The organism is Mycetocola sp. TRD_SC_2, from assembly GCF_055361225.1.
Genome location: NZ_CM143954.1, coordinates 1,281,033 through 1,298,338, shown reverse-complemented (window position 1 = coordinate 1,298,338; position 17,306 = coordinate 1,281,033). Strand labels below are relative to the sequence as shown.

At 65.8% G+C, this 17,306-nt stretch carries 13 protein-coding genes; 6 read left to right on the top strand and 7 right to left on the bottom strand.

All coding sequences use genetic code 11. The annotated features are described in order from the left end of the window. Positions 1–72: 72 nt before the first annotated feature. From treZ to glgX, 3 genes are read right to left on the bottom strand one after another with little or no spacing between them, the layout of a single operon-like run. On the bottom strand, positions 73–1,815 hold the full coding sequence (treZ, locus tag ACWA1Q_RS06160) for a malto-oligosyltrehalose trehalohydrolase (protein ID WP_463760377.1): 1,743 nt from the start codon (positions 1,813–1,815) through the stop codon (positions 73–75). Position 1,816: 1 nt separating this feature from the next. After that, on the bottom strand, positions 1,817–4,144 hold the full coding sequence (treY, locus tag ACWA1Q_RS06155; protein ID WP_463760375.1) for a malto-oligosyltrehalose synthase: 2,328 nt from the start codon (positions 4,142–4,144) through the stop codon (positions 1,817–1,819). Beyond that, positions 4,141–6,351: a glycogen debranching protein GlgX gene (gene glgX, locus ACWA1Q_RS06150; RefSeq protein WP_463760374.1), complete on the bottom strand. Its 2,211-nt coding sequence runs from the start codon at positions 6,349–6,351 to the stop codon at positions 4,141–4,143. The genes treY and glgX overlap by 4 nt, the downstream gene beginning before the upstream one ends. 245 nt (positions 6,352–6,596) lie before the next feature. On the opposite strand from glgX, the gene ACWA1Q_RS06145 reads away from it, so the two are divergent. Genes ACWA1Q_RS06145 through ACWA1Q_RS06130 form a run of 4 tightly spaced genes read left to right on the top strand, consistent with a single transcriptional unit; the run spans position 6,597 to position 9,427 of the window. Next, a complete protein-coding gene (locus tag ACWA1Q_RS06145; protein ID WP_463760373.1) occupies positions 6,597–7,793 on the top strand; it encodes a baeRF2 domain-containing protein in 1,197 nt (398 codons plus the stop codon). Between the two features lie 52 nt (positions 7,794–7,845). Further along, on the top strand, positions 7,846–8,226 hold the full coding sequence (locus tag ACWA1Q_RS06140; protein ID WP_463760371.1) for a DoxX family protein: 381 nt from the start codon (positions 7,846–7,848) through the stop codon (positions 8,224–8,226). Further along, positions 8,223–8,921, top strand: a complete 699-nt coding sequence (locus ACWA1Q_RS06135) for a hypothetical protein (RefSeq protein WP_463760370.1) — start codon at positions 8,223–8,225, stop codon at positions 8,919–8,921. Before ACWA1Q_RS06140 ends, ACWA1Q_RS06135 begins: the two co-directional genes overlap by 4 nt. Further along, positions 8,918–9,427, top strand: a complete 510-nt coding sequence (locus ACWA1Q_RS06130; protein WP_463760368.1) for a mycothiol transferase — start codon at positions 8,918–8,920, stop codon at positions 9,425–9,427. The genes ACWA1Q_RS06135 and ACWA1Q_RS06130 overlap by 4 nt, the downstream gene beginning before the upstream one ends. 2 nt (positions 9,428–9,429) lie before the next feature. Here the strand turns inward: ACWA1Q_RS06130 and ACWA1Q_RS06125 are convergent, their stop codons facing one another. Then, positions 9,430–10,791, bottom strand: a complete 1,362-nt coding sequence (locus ACWA1Q_RS06125) for a maltokinase N-terminal cap-like domain-containing protein (protein ID WP_463760367.1) — start codon at positions 10,789–10,791, stop codon at positions 9,430–9,432. A gap of 217 nt (positions 10,792–11,008) precedes the next feature. Between ACWA1Q_RS06125 and ACWA1Q_RS06120 the strand changes: the two genes are divergently transcribed. After that, on the top strand, positions 11,009–12,016 hold the full coding sequence (locus tag ACWA1Q_RS06120; RefSeq protein WP_463760365.1) for a M24 family metallopeptidase: 1,008 nt from the start codon (positions 11,009–11,011) through the stop codon (positions 12,014–12,016). 46 nt (positions 12,017–12,062) lie between these two features. Next, on the top strand, positions 12,063–12,941 hold the full coding sequence (locus tag ACWA1Q_RS06115) for a glycoside hydrolase family 43 protein (protein ID WP_463760364.1): 879 nt from the start codon (positions 12,063–12,065) through the stop codon (positions 12,939–12,941). An 11-nt stretch (positions 12,942–12,952) separates the two neighbouring features. On the opposite strand, the gene ACWA1Q_RS06110 is transcribed toward ACWA1Q_RS06115, so the two are convergent. From ACWA1Q_RS06110 to ACWA1Q_RS06100, 3 genes are all read right to left on the bottom strand, one after another. Next, positions 12,953–14,596 carry an MGH1-like glycoside hydrolase domain-containing protein gene (locus ACWA1Q_RS06110; RefSeq protein ID WP_463760362.1) on the bottom strand — a complete coding sequence of 548 codons (1,644 nt, stop codon included), beginning with the start codon at positions 14,594–14,596 and terminating at the stop codon, positions 12,953–12,955. Positions 14,597–14,690: 94 nt separating this feature from the next. Beyond that, positions 14,691–16,010 (bottom strand): ABC transporter substrate-binding protein, encoded by a 1,320-nt coding sequence (locus ACWA1Q_RS06105; RefSeq protein WP_463760360.1) that lies wholly within the window; start codon positions 16,008–16,010, stop codon positions 14,691–14,693. Between the two features lie 178 nt (positions 16,011–16,188). After that, positions 16,189–17,202 (bottom strand): LacI family DNA-binding transcriptional regulator, encoded by a 1,014-nt coding sequence (locus tag ACWA1Q_RS06100; protein ID WP_463760358.1) that lies wholly within the window; start codon positions 17,200–17,202, stop codon positions 16,189–16,191. Between the last annotated feature and the right edge of the window lie 104 nt (positions 17,203–17,306).

Here is a 17,306-nt window from a genome sequence, read left to right as displayed (position 1 = left end):
ACGCGCGGGAGGTTCTGCGCCGCGCGGGTGTAAAGACACCCGCGCGACGCCGAAAGACCAGCGGCGAGAGGTTCAGCCGAGCACGACGACCGAGTGACCGGGAAGCGTCACACGCTCATTTTCTGCCGGCGCAACCTCCGCACCGGTGGACGTGAACACGGCCAGCTGGGTTCCGTGAGACACCGGGATGCTCCGCTCAGCGTCGCCGAGGTTCAGCACGATCGCACTGCTCCCGCGGTGGAGAACGAACCAGCGCTCGGCCTCATCGAGTTCCACACTGACCTGGCTGAAGCGCGGGTCGGTGAACTCGGGCCGGTCGCGCCGAAGTGCGGCGAGAGCCCGGTAGAACGCGAGCACGCGCGCATGGTCGCCGTGCTCGACCTCGTCCCAGTTGAGCTTCGAGTTCGTGAACGTCGCCGGGTCCTGCGGGTCAGGAACAACGGCCGGGTCCCAGCCCATCTTCGCGAACTCGGCGATCCGACCCTCGGCTGTGGCCTTGCCGAGTTCCGGTTCCGGGTGCGAGGTGAAGAACTGCCACGGTGTCGACGCCGCCCACTCCTCCCCCATGAACAGCATGGGAGTGAATGGGCCGAGCAACGTGAGCGCTGCCGCAATGGCGAGCTGGCCAGGGCCGACCTGTGCGGCGAGCCGGTCACCGACGGCACGGTTGCCGATCTGATCGTGATTCTGGTTCGCGACGACGAGGCGCCAGGTTGGCATCCGTTCGGTGTCGATCGGGCGCCCGTGGTTCCTGCCCCGGAAACTCGAGTAGGTCCCGTCGTGGAAGAACCCACGCGTCAGCACCTTCTCGAGCGCGGTGAGCGGTTCGAAGTCGGCGTAATAACCGGTCGTCTCTCCGCTGACGGCGACGTGCACCGCGTGGTGGAAGTCGTCGCTCCACTGCGCGTCGAGCCCGAACCCATTCGCTTCGCGCGGCGTGATGAGCTTCGGGTCGTTGAGGTCGGATTCAGCGATGAGGCTGAGCGGCCGGCCCACGGACGCGCTGAGCACGGCGACTTCACTCGCGAGCTGCTCGAGCAGGTGCACAGCGCTGGAGTCGACGAGAGCGTGGACCGCATCGAGCCGGAGCGCATCGACGTGATAGTCGCCAAGCCACATGAGCGCGTTGTCGATGATGTAGCGGCGAACGGTGTCTGCGTACTCGCCGTCGAGGTTGAGCGACGATCCCCACGTGTTGCCAGGGCCGTCGGTCAGGTAAGGGCCGAACTTGGGCAGGTAATTGCCGCTCGGTCCGAGATGGTTGTGGACGACGTCCTGGATCACGCCGATCCCGGCCGCATGGCACGCGTCGACGAAGCGCTGGTAGCCCTCCGGGCCGCCGTATCCCTCGTGGACGGTGTACCAGAGAACCCCGTCATAGCCCCAGTTGTGCGTGCCGTTGAACCCGTTGACCGGCAGAACTTCGACGAAGTCGACCCCGATCGAGGCGAGGTGGTCGAGCCTGGCTGCCGCGGCGTCAAAGGTTCCCTCAGGGGTGAACGTGCCGATGTGAAGTTCGTAGATGACCGCTCCGGCGAGCTGACGGCCCGTCCACGCGGCATCTGACCACTGAAATTGGGTTGGGTCGACGAGTCTCGACAGTCCGTGGACGCCGTCCGGCTGGCGCCGCGACCGCGGGTCGGGGAACGGCCCTTCACCGTCGATGAGGAACCCGTAACCGCTGTCAGGGCCCGGCTGGGCCCCGGTGCTCTCCCACCAGCCGCCCTCGGTGGAACGGAGCTCATGGCTGTCGCTCTCGATCACGAGCTCCACGCGAGTCGCTTCTGGCGCCCAGACGCGGATGCCGTCGGTCATGTCAGTTCTCCATCATTCGGTTCTCGTCGAAATCGTCGGCCACGAGGAGCGCGACCGGGTACGTTGCGAGCAGGTCGGCGAGCCGCACGGCGCCTCCCGGGTATCGTTCACCGGTGAGCGAATCGACCCAGCGCCTGCCGGCAAGCTCAATGCTGGTGTCGCCCCAACCGCCTGCCGTTTCGAGTCCGAGCGGCAACCGGGTGGCTACCGTCACGGCATCCCCGCGGTCGAAGGCAAGGACGTGGTCTGCGGCTTCGCCGTAGGCGGGAACCGGCAGGTACCGCGAGAACCACTCGGGGTGGTCGCGTCGAAGCCGGAGGGCGCGCGAGGTGACGAGCAGTTTCGCTGCTCCCGTCTTGTCGATCTCAGGGAGCCAGCCGCGGTCGACCCGGGCGAGGTACTCCCTGCGCACGTCGAAGTCGACGTGGCGGCGATTGTCCGGGTCGACAAGAGACGTCTCCCACAGTTCGCTGCCCTGGTAAACGTCTGGCACCCCAGGGGCGGTGAGCTGGACGAGCTTCGCTCCCAGCGAGTTCGACCAGCCGGCGCGGGCGACGCGCTCAACGAAGGTGGTGATCAGTTGCGACACCGTGTCATCGGTGAAGATCGCCGCAACGAGGTCATGCATCTTCTTTTCGAAGGCTTCATTCGGCTGTGTCCACATCGTGGAGGTCCCGGCTTCTCGCGCTGCCTTCTCGGCGTAAGCGTCGAGCCGCTCCTGCGAAATGGGCCAGGCGCCGATCACGGCCTCCCAGAGCAACTTCTCAAACGGAGGGTCCCCGAGGGGCGCGAGTTCGCGCAGTTCGGCAAGTGTTGCCTCCCACTCCCCCGGGATCTCGGCAATAACGGAGATCCGCGCGCGAACGTCTTCTCCCCGCTTGGTGTCGTGGGTCGACAGTGTGGTCATCGATGCCGGAATCGACGCCTGGCGGTGCTGCTGCCGGTTGTGGAACTCGGCGACATCGATGGAGAACTCTCCCGGATCCGCACCGACCTCGTTGAGCGAGGTGAGTCGGCTGAACCGGTAGAACGCCGTGTCCTCGACACCCTTGGCCATGACCATGCCCGACGTCTGCTGGAACCGGATGGCCGCGAGGTGATCAGGGTCGGAGAGCACAGGGACGAGCGCATCGATCGTCGACGCGAGCTCCGGGCGGCGCGCTGCAGCAACCCGCGCGGCGTGATGCAGGTGCTCGATTCCGTACGGCAGGTAGGAGCGGTACACCGGGAAAGCGGCGAGTAACTCGGCGATGGCGTCGTCCGCATCCGTGATCTCGGGAACCAGCCGCGCGAGGCGCAAGACCTCGGACCGAAGGATGCCGTCAGCAATGTTCCGCTTGCTGCCGTAGATCATCTCGGGCCAGACCACCTCCATGTCGGTGGGGACACCCTGGAGCTTGTTTTCGAGGTCGTCGAGCACGGCCTTTCCGGCGGGGTCGACGAAAACCCGGTCAACGTCACCGAGCGCGTCATAGCCGGTCGTTCCGGCCGCGGCCCAGCTCGGCGGCATCTGCTCGTCACCCTCGAGGATCTTCTCGACGAGGACGTATGTCCCGCCCGTCGCCTTCTGAAGGGCGTCGAGGTAGCCGCCCGGGTCGGCGAGACCGTCGGGGTGGTCCACCCGCAACCCGTCAATGAGCCCCTCGCGCACCCACCGAACGATTTCGGCGTGCGATTCGGCAAACACCCACGGCACTTCGACGCGGATACCCGCGAGCGAGTTGACGGCGAAGAACCGCCGGTAGTTCAGCTCGGCGTCTGCCCGGCGCCAGTTGACCAGCTCGTAGTTCTGACGGTCGTGGATCGTGCGAACATCGGCCCCGTCGTCCGCGGTGCCTGGCGCGACCGGAAATGCGTTGTCGTAATAGCGCAGTTGCCCATCGACGAGCTCGAGCGAATCGAGTTCGGTGTCGCCATCTCCAAGCACGGGGATGCGGATCTTTCCTCCAGCAGCCTCCCAGTCCACGTCGAACGCTTCCGCATAGCGCGACTCACGGCCCAGGGTGAGGAGATCCCACCACCAGGCGTTCAATGACGGAGTCGCTACCCCCATGTGGTTGGGCACGATGTCGACCAGGACGCCGCGCCCTTCGGCTCGAGCCGCTTTCGACAACGCGTCGAGCCCGGACGAGCCTCCCCGAACCGGGTCGATCTGTGAATGGTCGACCACGTCGTAGCCGTGATCAGATCCTGACTCGGCGACGAGGAGAGGTGACAGGTACAACCAGTCGGCGCCGAGGGAGGTGATGTAGTCCGCCAGGTCCGCGGCATCCGTGAGGGTCAGGCTCTCGCGAATCTGGAGCCGGTAGGTCGAAAGCGGCAGCCTCATGACACTGCTCCCGGGCGCACCTCGGCCGTACTGGTGTTCTGGGAGCCGCTCAGCACGGCGAGGGATGCCGCGACGGAGTGGTCAGGCTCAGCCTCCGGTGCGCTGTACGCACGCATCACCATCATGGAGCGAGCTACGACTTTCTGCGGAGCGCCTGCCTCGCGGGCGACGGAGTCAGCGCCTTCTCCCGCTGTATCGACAACGATCTCCCATGCCTTGGAGTATTCCTCCGGCGGCAGGATGAATTCCGCGTCTTCGTCGCCCGCGTTGAAGAACAGCAGAAAGTTCACGTCTGTGATCCACTGGCCGCGGGAGTCGCGCTCACGGATTCCCTGGCCGTTGAAGAACACGCCGACGGTGCGGGCGAGGTTCTCATCCCAGTCCTCTGGCTGCATCTCGGTGCCTTCGCTGGTGAGCCAGACGATGTCGGACAGGGGTTCTCCCTCACCACGGCGAACCGGACGGCCGTCGAAGAAGCGACTGCGTCGGAACACCGGGTGTTCCTTGCGGAGCCGGGCGACGGCTGCGGTGAACTCGACGAGTGGAGCATCGGCCTGGTCCCAGTGCACCCAGGTCAGTTCGTTGTCCTGCGCGTAGCCGTTGTTGTTGCCCTGCTGGGTCCTGCCGAGCTCGTCTCCGTGGAGGAGCATCGGCACGCCCTGCGACAACAGCATGGTGGCGATGAAGTTGCGCTGCTGGCGCGCGCGGAGTCCGAGCACTTCAGGGTCATCGGTGTCGCCCTCAACACCGGAGTTCCACGACCGGTTGTGCGATTCGCCGTCGTTGTTGTCTTCGCCGTTCGCGTCGTTGTGCTTCTCGTTGTACGAGACGAGGTCGCGCAGGGTGAACCCGTCGTGGGCGGTCACGAAGTTGATCGATGCGACCGGACGACGCCCGGAGTGCTCGTAGAGGTCGGCGGAGCCGGTCAGTCGTGACGCGAATTCGGCGAGGGTCGATGGCTCTCCGCGCCAGAAGTCGCGAACGGTGTCGCGGTACTTACCGTTCCACTCCGTCCACTGGGGCGGGAAGTTACCGACCTGGTAACCGCCGGGGCCGACATCCCACGGCTCGGCGATGAGCTTGACCTGAGACACGATCGGGTCCTGCTGCACGAGCTCGAAGAAGGTGGAGAGCCGGTCGACTTCGTAGAGGTCGCGGGCCAGGGCGCTTGCGAGGTCGAAACGGAACCCGTCGACGTGCATCTCGGTCACCCAGTAGCGCAGCGAGTCCATGATGAGCTGCAGCGAGTGTGGGTGCCGGACGTTGAGGGTGTTTCCCGTTCCGGTGTAGTCGGTGTAGTAGCGCTTGTCATCTTCCTCGAGACGGTAGTACGCCTCGTTGTCGAGCCCCCTGAACGACAGCGTCGGGCCGAGGTGGTTCCCCTCCGCCGTGTGGTTGTACACCACGTCAAGGATGACCTCGATGCCCGCTTCGTGGAGCGATCGAACCATCCCCTTGAACTCCTGCACTTGCTGGCCGTCCTGGCCGACGGAGGAGTACTCGCTGTGTGGTGCGAAGAACCCGATCGAGTTGTAGCCCCAGTAGTTGCTGAGACCCTGGTCGAGCAGGGTGGAATCCTGGACGAACTGGTGCACGGGCATGAGTTCGATCGCGGTCACGCCGAGCTTGAGGAGGTGCTCGATCGTCGCGGGGTGCGCGATGCCGGAATAGGTGCCGCGCTGGGCCTCGGGGATCGCTTCATTGAGCTGCGTGAGGCCCTTGACGTGTGCTTCGTAAATCACGGTCTGGCCGTACGGGGTGTACGGGTGCCGGTCGCCCGCCCAGTCGAAGAACGGGTTGACGACCACGCTCAGCATGGTGTGCGGGGCGGAGTCCTCATCGTTGCGGGAGTCCGGGTCACCGAAGTTGTATGAGAAGAGCGCCTGGCTCCAGTCGTTGGCTCCGCAGGTTGCTTTTGCATACGGATCGAGGAGGAGTTTGTTCGGGTTGGCGCGCTTGCCCTGGCTCGGGTCGTATTCCCCGTGCACCCGGTAGCCGTAACGCTGGCCCGGCTGCACCTCGGGAAGATAGCAGTGCCAGATGAACGCCTCTACTTCGCGCAGTTCGATCCTGGTCTCGTCCAGACCCTCTTCACTGAACAGGCACAGTTCGATCTTGTCTGCCGCCTCGCTGTAAACGGCGAAGTTGGTTCCGCTTCCGTCGTACGTCGCACCGAGTGGGTAGGCGTGTCCAGGCCAGGTTTCCATTGGTCTCCTTGTTTCAGCTGCATCGCGCGAGATTCGCACAGCGCAGGATCAAACTTACTTCGATGGGGCGACGTTGCCTTTTCGCCCGGCGCCGCTGGCTTTTTACCGGCCCCGATGCTAAGCGTAAAGACGTTGGCCTTGTGCCGGTGAGCCGTCAAGGGTTTCATGGAAGCAACACTCACCGCGGCTCGGTCGGCTGTCGTGCTCGACCCCCGGTGGACCATTCGCCGACGAAGGAGGACATCATGGCCAACCGTGCAGCAGCCCAGACGGAGAACGGAACCCGGGATCCCCGCATGGAACAGGTTCGGGAGTGGGCAGCTCTGTGGCGTCGCGAGGGCTCGTCGAGCGTTGTCCATGTGGATGCCGCCGCGCTGTTCGACGGCTCGGGGCAGGATGCCGAGACCCGGAGGGACACCATCCGGAATTCTCTGCGCTCTGCCGGGGCACCGGCTGCGGATTGCGAGGCCATCGATCGGATCCTCGCCGAGCCCACCGGCGTCGGAGGCTCGTGCTCGCGGTTCCTTGTCGCCGCCGATGGCGATGTGATTATCGACGAGATCCTTGCGGGGCCGATGACATCCGCCGAATCAGTCGAGTACACCCCCGTACCGAACCTGCTCCCGCTCCTCGTCGATCGCAAGAACGACGCGCTTTACCTCGTCGTCGAGGCGGCACGGGAGGGCGGCGAGATCCACGCGTTCCGGGCGCGGCAAACGGCGAGTCTTCACGACGAGGGCGTGCAGGGCCGCACGGACAGTCTCAACAAAGTCCAGGCAGGTGGCTGGTCGCACAGCCACTACCAGCACCACTCCGAAGAGATCTGGCGCCAGAACCAGAACCAGCTCGCCGGCGCCGTGGACGCTCTCGTTCGGGAGATGCGTCCGCGCCTGCTCGTGCTCGCCGGGGACGTCCGCGCCGTGCAGTTGCTCTCAGAAGAGCTGGCACCCGCTTCGCGCGAGATCGCTTCAACGGTGCCAACCCATGTCCGCGCGGCAGGCGCATCTCGCGATGCCCTCAATGAGCACGTCGCCGCACGGCTCACCGAGCTTCGTGCAAAAGACGAACAGGCCGCCGTCGACCGGCTCTCCGCCGGGGACTTCGAGAACGGAGCGGTCGGTGTCGGTGCCGTCATCCACGCGCTCCAGCAGGGGCAGGTGGAGAAGATGCTCATCGACCTCAAAGCGATCGGCGACCGCTCGCTGTTCGCGCTTGCGTCCGAGCCGTGGGTGGCGTCTGCGCCGGAAGAAGCGCTCGGGGCCGCAGTTCTCGATTCGGTGCCCGCCGCTCTCGCGTTGTCCCGTGCCGCCCTCGTCGCGGATTCACGGTTGATGTTCGTGGACTCGGGTCGGCTTCCCGAGCGGGCAGGAGTGGCGGCTGCGCTCCGCTGGCCGACCGGGCCGGCTGTGCCCGGCACCCCACGATGGACTCCGCGCCCCTGAACCGCAACGCAAGCCATCGCCGAAAGGAGCGTCGATCCCCTACTGTGGCTGCATGACGACGACGAGGACGCCTCCGGCCGCAACAACGCTTGCTGCCCTGTTCGCGGTCACCGGGGCGATCCACTTCGTGCGCCCCGGCGTCTTCGACCCGATCGTTCCACGGAGCCTTCCCGGCTCGAGCAGGTTGTGGACCTACGTGTCAGGCGCCGCTGAGTGGGTCCTGGGCGCGATGGTCGCGCATCCACGGACGCGAAGCATCGGCGGGCTGCTGTCGGCGATCTTCCTCCTGGCGGTGCTCCCGGCGAACGTTCGCACCGTGCGAGTGCTACGCAAACAACCGCTGCCCGCACGTCTGATCGCGCTCGCACGGTTACCTTTGCAGGCTCCGCTGATTGCACTCGCTTTGCGGGTCGGCCGTGACGAGGCATCGTGACTGAGCTCGTGAGCCCGACGGCGATTCTCGGCCGGGTTCTCGCTGCGTCTCTTCTTGCGCTTCAGCGAGTGAGATCCCCGCGACCCGTGCACCCCCACGGGGTCGCGCTGTCGGGAACGCTCCGCTTTGTGACGCAGGGTTCCCCGTCGGGGCTGCAACTCTTTGACGACCCGCCCGCAGCCCAGATCCCGGTCACCGCACGGGTATCGCGCTCGATCGGCCTGCCCCCGCCGCTGCCGGACGTTATCGGTCTCGCCCTCCGGATTCCCGTTCCCTCCGGCCCCGCGGACGTTCTCCTCGCCTCCACCGGTTTCGGGATGCCGTCACGGTTCTGGCTCGCACTCCACCGCTCTCCGTCGCGCGCCCGATTCACCAGCTTCTTCCCGTACAAGTCCGATCGCGGCCCCGTTCTCCTCGCCGCGCGAACCATCGGGCCTCTCGATCTGCCCGCTGAGCCGACCGCCCTCGCGTCGGTGCTCGAAACCACGACCTGGCGTCTGCACCTCTACCACGCAACGCCGGCCGGCCGATGGCATCCGTTCGCGGTCCTCGAACTCGGTCGCACACCTGGCCCGATCGACACGAGTGACCGGTACGACCCGATTCGACACCCGCTGCCCGGCCGCACCACCTATGCGTGGACGCGCCGCCTGCGCCAGCGCTCATATGGAGAAATCCAGGAGGAACCAACATGAGAAGTGCAGAACTGCTGGCGGATGCCTTCGGTCGCGTGTCAGGGGCCGTCCACGGTGCCGTCGACGGCCTCGATTCCCGCGCACTGATGGCCAGGATCGATGAGGACGCAAACAGCATCGCCTGGCTGATCTGGCACCTCACGCGAGTGCAGGACGATCATGTCGCCGACGCGATGGATACGGACCAGATCTGGTTGTCGGCCGGCTGGGTGGACCGGTTCCGTTTGCCGCTCCCCCCGTCAGACACCGGCTACGGGCACTCAAGCGATGACGTTGCCGCTGTTGTCGTCGACGCCCCGGACCTGCTCCTTGGCTATTTCGACGAAGTGCACGACCGCACGATGCATTTTGTGAGCGGATTGTCCGATGAGGACCTCGACCGCGTGGTCGATGAAAGCTGGACGCCGGCGGTCACTCTCGGTGTGCGGCTGATCAGCGTGATCGCCGACGATCTCGAGCACGCCGGCCAGGCCGCGTACGCGAGGGGCGTTCTACTCCGCCGCTGACGTCAGCGAGCTCGTGCAGCGAGCCGACGGAGCGCCGCGAGCGGGATCGGGAGCCAGTCCGGCCGGTTTCGTGCCTCATAGACCGCTTCGTACACCGCTTTGTCCATCTCGAACGCGTCGAGGAGCTCGCGGTGGGCGCGGAGGTCGATGCCTGATTCCTCGATGTAGCCGCTGAGGAACGCCCGGCGCGTGGCGCTGGTCCACGCCGCTGCCTGCTCCGTGCTGCCGAGCGAACCGGCGACGTAGTCAAAGCTGCGCAGCATTCCGGCAACATCGCGCACGGCGAAGTCGGGTCGCGAGCGCTCCACCATGGGCCGCATCGGCTCACCCTCGAAATCGATGAGGATCCAGTGGCCGTCAGCGACAAGAACCTGACCCAGGTGGTAGTCCCCGTGGATACGCTGCAGCGCTGGCCACTCCAGCGTGCGAACGGTGGCATAGAGATGCTCGATCACTCCGCGCAGTTCCGCTATCGCAGGGACCTCATCGATGGCCAGCTGGAGCCGGGCGGAAAAGCTGTCGAGGGTCTCGGCAACATCAGTATCTGACGGAGCTTTCGTCCCGAACGACGCGGCGAGGGTGCGGTGCACCTCTGCGGTCGTTGTCCCGAGAGCGTGCGCCTCAGCGGTGAAGTCGACGCCGTCTTCGCTCGCTCGCAGAGCGATACGCCACGCGTCCTCGGCTCCGGCGAGGAACTCCTGGGCGAAGGCGAGGTGCCCGTGGGCACGCCCGTTTGGCTGCCCGATGTCGCTCCACTCCCCCTCGACGTAGCCGATGGAGTGGGGGACGCTGTCGGAGCCGGCCGCGGCGATCGCCGACTGCAGCACGACATCCGGGTTCTCCCCGTGGTGCAGCGCGCGGAAGACTTTGCAGATGACCCGAAGCGGACCGTCCGGGGTGGTCACCTTGTAAATGATCGACGTGTTGGACTGTTCACCCCGAAGCACCCGGGCGGCGTCTATCGCCGATATCTCGATGTCTCCGAACGACCGGCCGACGGCATCCGCGCCTTCGGGAACTGCCGTCGCGTTCGACACGATCATGCGCAGAAGCGCTTCGGCGTAGACCGGATCCTGGGGTCCGTCGTAGAGGTACACCGTATCTTCGCCGTCAGCGAAGGTACCGATGAGGGCAGCATCGCCGTCGGCGAGCGGAGATCGGTGTTCTGTGACCGGCACCTGGTAGAGCACGGGAACCGTCGCGCTGTGGTCCATGATCAGGTGAGTCAGAATGCGGGAACCGGTGGCGGGAATCTGCCAGCTGCCCAGGAGTTCGAGCTCGGGAAGATGCCCTTTGCTGGCGAACCAGCGTTGGGATCCGAGCCAGGGGGTGATGAGGTCGAGGTGGCTCGTCAGCGGGAACATGTTACGAAGACTATTGCCTCGACCCGAAGAAGCCGGAGCCGGAGCCTCGGGGTTGACAGCGTGCTCCGGCGTGGAGAAGTTCCGAAAGCGCTGCAGCGTACTGTTTGTGAAAGCGCTTTCTCACCTAAGCTGGACGCGACCACGAACGCCGACCCGCTCGGAGCTGAATATGCCGCCCCTTGTCACCACCGACCGTCCCCTCAAACACGCTCGCCTCGTGGCACTCCTCGACGAGCACGGGGCCGACGCGATCCAGCTGACCCGTCCCGAGACGTTGTCCTGGTACTTCGACGGACCCCGCACCGGTGTTCCGTTCGGCGGGCCGCCGGTTTTCTCGGCGGTCGTGCACCGGACCGGAATCGCGACGGTGACCGCGCTCGAGAACGAGATCGACCGCCTTGCCGCCGAGGAGATCGGCGGCGCGGAGTTTCGTTCCGTCCCGTGGTTCGAGGATCCGGCCGAGTCCGGCGAGCCGAACCTCTTGCGGGATGTCGACGTGGCGGCAGACCTCCGGCAAATCCGCACGGGCCTGCTGCCAGCGGAGAGAGACCGCTACCGCGACCTGGGACGCGACATGGCAACTGCCATGACCCGCGTATTGCGCTCCAGCCATCCGGCCATGTCCGAGCATCAGCTGGCGTCCGACCTGCTTGCCGCCGTCGCAGCGACAGGCGCGACTCCCTCGGTGATCCTGGTCGCGGGCGAGTCACGGGGCGACGTGCAGCATCCGTTGCCGACCGACGCTGTCCTGGGCGACAAGGCGATGGCCGTCGTGACCGGCGTGCGGTTCGGACTTCATATCAGCATCACCCGCTGGGTACGCTTCCGCGGAGACGAGACTCCCGCCGAACGCTCGATCCGACAGGTGGAGGCGGATATCTTCGCTGCCACCGTTCCCGGTCGAGCGCTCCGGGAGGTGCTCGCGGACATCGGCGAAGCCTACGCGGCCCATGGCTTCGGCACCGCCGACCGCCCCGCATGGCGTGCGCATCACCAGGGTGGACCAACCGGGTACCTCGGCCGTGACCCGAAGGCCACGCCGCGCGACGAGGCACTGGTCGCACACGGAGGCGCCTTCGCGTGGAATCCCTGGGTCCCCAACGCGAAGATCGAGGACACGATCGTCGTCGACAAAACCGGCATCGAAGTGTTGACCGTTGATCCGGAATGGCCGACCACCCTTGTCAATGGGCTCGCCCGTCCTGTCGCTCTCGACCTCACCTGACCTGACCTGACCTCACCTGACTTCACCTGACCGAACCGGAGAATCCATGACGCGCCTTGATCAGATCCAGATCCGTGACCCGTTCGTCCTGCTCGACGACCGGAACGACCGTTACTGGTTGTACGGCAGCACCGACGCTAATATCTGGAGCGGCCCGGCCACCGGTTTCGACACGTGGTGGAGCGACGACCTGGATGAGTGGCACGGCCCCCACCCCGCCTTCCGACCCGACCCCGAATTCTGGTCGCACACCCAGTACTGGGCACCCGAGGTCCACCGCCACGGCGACGCCTTCTATCTGTTCGCCACGTTCACGGCCGAAGGACGCCGCCGAGGCACGCAGGTGCTCCGCTCGACGAAACCGGGCGGCCCTTTCGTGCCCTGGTCGGACGGTCCGCTGACGCCGGACTCGTGGGAGTGCCTGGACGGCACGCTGCACGTGGAGAACGGGACGCCGTACCTGGTGTTCTGCCGGGAGTGGAAGGATGTCGGCGACGGTGAAGTCCACGCGGTTCAGCTGTCCGACGACCTGAAGACGACGGTCGGCCAGCCCCTCCTCTTGTTTGCCGCATCGTCGGCGCCCTGGGCGCGATCGATCCCTCGCCCCGAGTTCCCCGAGGTGTTCGTCACCGACGGGCCATTTCTGTATCGCACCACGGACGGTCGCCTCACCATGCTCTGGTCGAGCTTTGGCGAATCCGGCTATGCCATGGGTGTCGCTGTGTCCGCGACCGGAGGCATCCGCGGGCCGTGGTCCCAGTCCGAGGAAGCACTCTGGGCAGCGGACGGCGGGCACGGGATGATCTTCGCCGACCGGGCCGGGCAGCTGCAGCTCACGCTGCACACGCCGAACCGGACCCCGGACGAGCGGGCGCACTTCTTCCCGCTGCAGGAGACCCCGACGGGACTCGCGCTGCGCGAGTGAGCCAGAGCCCGTCAGCCGAACACGGGGCGAACGAAATCCACCCGGCTCCGGCCGGCCACGGCATCTGAGTCGATCCGGACGACCTCGTTCGGATCGACTCGTAGGTCGAGCGACAGCGCCCCGACCCGCAGCTCACCGGCGACCGGAGCGGCAGCGAGCCCGGTCACCGCTGTCACGTGACCCGCTCGATCGATGATCAGACGCCATCCCCTCGGGAAGGCAAAGGCCAGCGTGTCGTCCCGATACACCTCGATGAGGTCGTCGTCCGCGATCAGTTCCCACCGCACGCCGTCGACGACGCGAGCAGTGCCGATGATCTCTGCCGCGGCCCCGTGCTCGAGCCGCGATGGCGCGAGACCGGAGAACCACAGTTCTCCGTTGGGTCGCACCAGGATTCCGCTGTGCCGCTCGATCGCGTCGAGGAACCAGAGGATCGACGGCGAATACACCTCGGTGAAGCCGGCATCACCCGACCACGGGTCCAGGCACTGCGGGAATCTGTCCGCCGTGGCCAGAGCCGAGAGCACCGGCGCAGACGCGAGAGCCAATTCGGCAACGTGGCCGTGCCGCTCGAACGCATCCGGCGCACGCAACTGCGCGAGGAAGTTCACGGGTCCGCCCCACGAATTGCGTGAGGAGTCGTGGTCGAAACGCGGGTCATCCATGGCGATGGTGGTGAAGCCGTAGTGCGCGAAGAACTTGCGCGTGTTCAGGAGATAGCGGCGGAGGCTGTGCGCGAAGAACGGTTCATCGCCGACTTCACAGGCGAGTACCCGGAGAAGGACGTCCGACTGAATCCGCACCGGTTCGCCTGAGCGGTCGCGGTCGTAGAAGAAGCCGTCTGCTTCGTCGAAGCACTGCTCGAACAAGGCATCCAGCGATGCCGTCGACGCATTCCGCCACGGCTGAGGGTCTTCGCCCAGCTCCTCGGCAATGACAGCCAGGTAGGTGCGCTGGCAGGCGACGTTCGCCGTGAGATCAGGGGCGACATACGGGACCCCGGATGCTGCCGGGTCGCATCGTCGAGCATCGCTGTGGAACGCCCGGTCGGGAGCGAACCAGAACCGGGGTGAGAGATCATGGCCGGTGTCGAACGCGCAGAACGCTTCGACCGCGCCGGTGCCGAGGGTGTTCCGGTAGCGGTCGAGCCACGCGTCGTAGCGGGCCATCGCCCCGTACATCGTGCGCAGGAATTCACGGTCCCCGGTACGGAGATACTGCCGCCAGACGACTCGCGCGAGCGGCGTGACGATCTGGATCTGGCTGAAACCGGGGCCTTCGGCGACGATCTTGTACGGGATCATCCCGTCCTCGCGCTGATGCTCGGCGAACAACAGCAGGGTGTCGTGTGCGACACGCGGCGCAAACCGAGCGAGTATCTCGACATTGATCGTGCCGGTGCTCTCCATCCAGCAGCCGTTGTACGGGCCACCCTCGTTGAGCACTGGCCCACTCACCCCGATGGGGCGGATGCACTCGGCAAGCTCTTTGAGCGCCTCGTGCCAGCGGCGCTCAAGGGTTCCACCGGTGGCGACGAAGCGCACGCCAGCTTCGGCGATCTCAACCCCGAGCGGCGTACCTGCAATTCCTGCTGTGACCGCAGGGTCCGACGCTCGAAGGCGACGCCGCAGGTCGTTTCGGGAGCTGGTGCTCATCGGATCTCCTCGATGTTCGGCTGATGAAGGTAGTGAAACAGATGATGGGGTGCGACCGCAGTTCCTGCGATCGCACCCCATCACTCACAGAGCTTTACTCCAGAGCGGCACCGAGTTCCTCAACCCAGCGCTCGCCCGCCTCCTTCGGTGTCGCACGGCCGAAGAGAACCTCGGATTCCATGCGCTGCGAGAGCTCGTTCATGATTGCGCCACCGGCTGGCTGCGGCGGGGCCACGACGCCCTCCTCGAGCACGACGTCAACGTAGTCCGCCGCGATCTGGCTGGGTCCGCTCAGCTTGGGTGAGACGACGGCGAGGGTGTCCGGGTTGAACGGCACACCTCGCGTGTCGAGGATGAGCTCAGCCGCGGCAGGCTCGTGGAGAAACCAGTCCACCAGGGCAGCGGCCGCCTCCGGGTGCTTCGTTGCGGCGTTCACCGACCAGAAGGCTGACGGCAGCAGTGCCACGCCGGAGATATCGGTCGAGGTGGGCGGCAGCATCATCTGCACGTTCTCACCTGCACCCGCGTATGCAGCCATCAGGTTGCTGTAACCGAAGGTGATCGCTGCCTGACCGAGCGTGAACGGCTGCTGGTCGGGCGGGAGCTGCCAGTTGGCTGTGACGACTGTCGGGTCTGGCAGTCCACCGCCGTCGAGCAGTTCCTTTTCGATGTCGTACCAGCCGGCCATCTGCTCGGCATCGACGCTCAACGCGCCATCCCAGTCGTACATGCCGACCTCATCGACCTGACCGGCGTATGTGCCGATGATGTCCTGGACGCGAAGATCAATACCGTAGATCTTCTTGCCCGCCTCATCGGTCAGACCGGCGCTGCCGATCTCGTTCGCCGCAGCAATGAGGTCTTCCCACGTCCAGTCCGCCTCGGGAGCTTCGACTCCCGCCTGCTCGAACAGGTCGACGTTGACGAATGCCGCGGTCGCATTTCCACCGGTCGGCACGCCGTACAGCTTCTCGTCGACGAGGGCGTTGGTGAGGGAGAAGTCCGGATATGCGGACGTGTCGAGCTGTTCGCTGACCGTGCCGAGGTCGAGCAGCGCGCCCAGCGAGCCGTATTCCTGCGGCTTGGCGCCACCGAGCGCGAAAACGTCCGGCGCGGTGTCTCCACCTCCGGCGAAGTCCGTGGCGAGTCGGTTGAACAGATCGTCGGGAGCGCCAACGGGCGTCTCGACGATCGTGATGTTCGGGTGTTCCTCCTCGAACAGGTCGATGACCTCGCCGAACAGCGTTGCTCTCGCGTCATCGCCCCACCAGGAGATCTCGAGGGAGATTTCTTCGTCGGGATCGATACCGTCGCCTTCTGCCGCACCGGGTTCACCGGAGCAACCGGCAAGGGTGAGAGCTGCGATGACCGCCGCGGAGCCAATGGCCGCGCGTGATCGACGTATACGCATCATTGCGCCTCTTTCGGGTTGGGGCTGCGTGGCAGCCACTGTGCGGTACTTGAGCCGGATATCCGGACGTTCCGGGAGGAACGAAGAAACCGCTTTCACGGAGAAGCTAACACGCACCGACAGCGCTGTCAACGAATTGAATGCAGCCGACAACAAATCGAGCCACGTGGGTGCTTTGCGGTCAGGAACCCCGAACGGAGGCGAGCCCGGAGGACTCGCGAACCTCCAGTCGAGGCTGGAACGTCACGTTGTTACCTGGCTGGTCCCCCGCCACGAGCGCACGCATTCGCTGCCATGCCAGAACGCCCAGCTCGGCGTGTGACACCGAAGCCGTGGTCAAGGCGGGGGCAACGTACTGTGCGAGCGGGATGTCATCGAAACCGGTGACAGAGACATCCGCCGGCACTTGGACACCCAGTTCACGAAGGCCGCCGATCAAGCCGATCGCGACGAGGTCATTGAACGCCATCGCCGCAGTAGCGCCGCTCTCGCGCACCCGGGCGGCAGCCGCTCGCCCATCCTCAGACCCGGCGCCCGCCGGGATTCGATCGAGTCGCACCCCGGGGTGTTCCCGAAGAAAATCCTCGAGGCCCAACTCGCGCTGCGCGTTCGACGCGCTCTGCTCGGGTCCGTAGACGTATGCCATGGCACGATGCCCCCCGGCGTACAGGTGCGCGGCAATCGTCTGGATTCCGGACCGGTAGTCGATGGTCAGTGACGGGCTCGTGATCTCGGGAACCATGCGGTTGATGAGCACGAGCGGTTCCAGTTGCACCGCAAGCGCGGCCAATTCCCTCGCGGGCATACGCGGCGCGCACAGGACGATCGCGTCGGTTCGCCGCCGGAGATCTATGGCGAGAGGCGCCTCCTCGGCGACGTTCTCCCCGGAGTCGGCGACGAGAACCCTGTACCCGTCGATGGCCGCGGTCTTGCTCAGCCCAGCGAGAACGGACTGGAACGCCGGGTTCGCCAGGTCGGGCACGATGAACGCGACGGCGTGGGTTCGACCGAGCGCCAGGCTCCGGGCAAGCGGGCTGGGAGCATAGGCCAGGTCGCGGGCGGCCTCGCGCACTCGATCCGCCACCTCAACGTCTCCGGCGAATCGCCCGTTCATGACCCGCGAGACCGTCGCGGGGGAAACTGCGGCCTGACGCGCCACATCCGCAATCGTCACATTGCCGCGGTGTGCGGTCATCTTCGTCCCCTTTGGCTCGGGCCGGTGCCCGATTCCCTCACAATACCCGCGTCGGCTTGACGGATGGACCCGAACGTGTGAATAATCGTCTCATTCCGTGAAAC

Excerpts from the sequence above, each read along its gene's own strand:
- treZ (WP_463760377.1), bottom strand. The coding sequence starts at position 1,815 with ATGACCGACGGCATCCGCGTCTGGGCGCCAGAAGCGACTCGCGTGGAG.
- treY (WP_463760375.1), bottom strand. The coding sequence starts at position 4,144 with ATGAGGCTGCCGCTTTCGACCTACCGGCTCCAGATTCGCGAGAGCCTG.
- ACWA1Q_RS06145 (WP_463760373.1), top strand. The coding sequence starts at position 6,597 with ATGGCCAACCGTGCAGCAGCCCAGACGGAGAACGGAACCCGGGATCCC.
- glgX (WP_463760374.1), bottom strand. The coding sequence starts at position 6,351 with ATGGAAACCTGGCCTGGACACGCCTACCCACTCGGTGCGACGTACGAC.
- ACWA1Q_RS06140 (WP_463760371.1), top strand. The coding sequence starts at position 7,846 with ATGACGACGACGAGGACGCCTCCGGCCGCAACAACGCTTGCTGCCCTG.
- ACWA1Q_RS06105 (WP_463760360.1), bottom strand. The coding sequence starts at position 16,010 with ATGATGCGTATACGTCGATCACGCGCGGCCATTGGCTCCGCGGCGGTC.
- ACWA1Q_RS06130 (WP_463760368.1), top strand. The coding sequence starts at position 8,918 with ATGAGAAGTGCAGAACTGCTGGCGGATGCCTTCGGTCGCGTGTCAGGG.
- ACWA1Q_RS06115 (WP_463760364.1), top strand. The coding sequence starts at position 12,063 with ATGACGCGCCTTGATCAGATCCAGATCCGTGACCCGTTCGTCCTGCTC.
- ACWA1Q_RS06110 (WP_463760362.1), bottom strand. The coding sequence starts at position 14,596 with ATGAGCACCAGCTCCCGAAACGACCTGCGGCGTCGCCTTCGAGCGTCG.
- ACWA1Q_RS06100 (WP_463760358.1), bottom strand. The coding sequence starts at position 17,202 with ATGACCGCACACCGCGGCAATGTGACGATTGCGGATGTGGCGCGTCAG.
- ACWA1Q_RS06125 (WP_463760367.1), bottom strand. The coding sequence starts at position 10,791 with ATGTTCCCGCTGACGAGCCACCTCGACCTCATCACCCCCTGGCTCGGA.